Source organism: Collinsella sp. AF15-51, from assembly GCF_003462845.1.
Taxonomy (GTDB): domain Bacteria; phylum Actinomycetota; class Coriobacteriia; order Coriobacteriales; family Coriobacteriaceae; genus Collinsella.
Genome location: NZ_QRYG01000040.1, coordinates 1 through 1,914 on the forward strand (window position 1 = coordinate 1; position 1,914 = coordinate 1,914).

Sequence of the window (1,914 nt, forward strand, 5' to 3'; positions counted from 1 at the left end):
CCGTGGCGGCCCGCGCTGCATGAGCATGCCCTTCTGGCGCGAGGACCTCTAAGGTTTTCAAAGACCCGTACAGGTCTTACTACAAACATCTAGCTGCCATTAGATGTCTCCCATTGGGGCGGTGCGGATCTTTCGCACCGCCCCATTCATGTTTAATGACGCTAAATGAAGATCAGATAAGGTGGCCATGGATATCAAGCCAATCGGTGTTGAGGAATGGCTCAACGTTTGGGAGAAGAGTGCTACCTGGGATATCGCTCAGTCGACGATCTCGTCGCTGACCATGGGCGAGCTTCGCGCACTGGACGAGCAGGACGGCGCCACGTTCTACGAGCGCCTGGATCGCGAGAAGATGAACTACGGCTGGATCGAGGGATCGCCGGAATTTAAGGCCGAGGTCGCCAAGCTGTATCGTCGCGATGTCAATCCCGATCACATTCTGCAGACCAATGGCTGCACGGGCGCCAACCTCAACGCCATCATGGCCGTTGTGGAGCCCGGCGATCACGTGATTGCCGAGTGGCCTACCTATGCGCCGCTCTACGAGATTCCGCGTACGCTGGGTGCCGAGGTCGAGTATTGGGAGCTTCGCGAGGAGCTCGGTTGGAAGCCCGATATCGATGAGCTCAAGCGCTTGGTGCGCCCCAACACCAAGCTCATCTGCATCAATAACGCATCGAACCCCATCGGTACGGTGCTCGATGCCGATACGCTCGGCCAGATTGCGGAGATTGCGCGTTCGGTGGGTGCCTACGTGCTGTGCGACGAGGTGTATCTGCCGCTCGAGAACACCGAGTCCTTTATGTCGATGGCCGACGTGTACGAGAAGGCCATTGTCACCAACTCGGTGTCCAAGACCTATTCGACGCCTGCTGCCCGCGTGGGCTGGGTCGTGACCGATGAAGAGGTATCCAACCGCATCCGCACGTATCGCGACTACACCATGATCTGCGGTGGCGTGTTCAACGACGCCCTGGCGACCTACGTGCTCGAGCATAAGGACAAGATTCTCGAGCGCAACCGCAAGATCGTGTTTGGCAACCGTGATATCGCGCAGGCCTGGATCGATACACAGCATCGCGTGTCCTGGACGGCCCCGCAGGGCGTGTCCACCTCGTTTATCCAGCTGGATATCCCCGAGGACGATGAGGAATTCTGTAAGCGCCTGTTGGCCGAGAGGGGAGTGCTGCTGGTTCCCGGCAGCCGCTTTGAGCTTCCCTGCGGTGCACGCCTGGGCTACTGCGCGAGCGAGGACGTTCTTCGCGAGGGCCTGAGGCTTCTGGGTGAGGCGCTGGCCGAGTTCGATCGCTAGGATCACGACTTCCTTCGAAGTCCGTATTCAAATTGGCCGACGATAATCGATAACAGACCCGTTTCCCATGAGGGGGCGGGTCTGTTTTTTATACCGAGAAGTCAAGTTGTTACAAATGAGGCCGTACGGCAAGCTGATATCCGCTGGGCCTTATACTGAGCTTCCGGCGAACGGTGCCCAGCGTCTGGTAAACGGTAGTCTGGTTGCTAAAAATGAATAGGACGAACTTTTTTCTGAATAAAAATCAAAATGGTTGAGAGGCAGCAAGAATTGCGAATTCTATTCATACCCTTGCGTGAAATATGCAAATTGAGGGTGGTTTAACAAAGATTAGTTCCAATGGGATTTCCGGTTAAAAAAGCATTTAAGCACGTAAATACACTTTATTAAGTCAAAGTGTGCCATGCGTGAAGTATATGTGTATGCCGTTCACCCCTCATAAAAAACCGTTCGGGGGCAAGGTGGAAGTATGGGCTGATTTTGGATATAAATATGTCGTCAGCAATAACGCCTCACACGGAGGGGCGCTAACGAATCGGCCCTGACAAGGGCCCGAAAGAAAGGTAGGAGGCCATGACGAAAGGTCTGCACGTGCCTTCCGA

General features: G+C 55.1%; 1 protein-coding gene. It reads left to right on the forward strand.

The genetic code is table 11. The features are described 5' to 3' along the window. The first annotated feature begins 187 nt into the window (after nucleotides 1-187). Nucleotides 188-1,312, forward strand: a complete 1,125-nt coding sequence (locus DWW51_RS10125; RefSeq protein WP_117774417.1) for an aminotransferase — start codon at nucleotides 188-190, stop codon at nucleotides 1,310-1,312. The last annotated feature ends 602 nt before the right edge of the window (nucleotides 1,313-1,914 follow it).

Excerpts from the sequence above, each read along its gene's own strand:
- DWW51_RS10125 (WP_117774417.1), top strand. The coding sequence starts at position 188 with ATGGATATCAAGCCAATCGGTGTTGAGGAATGGCTCAACGTTTGGGAG.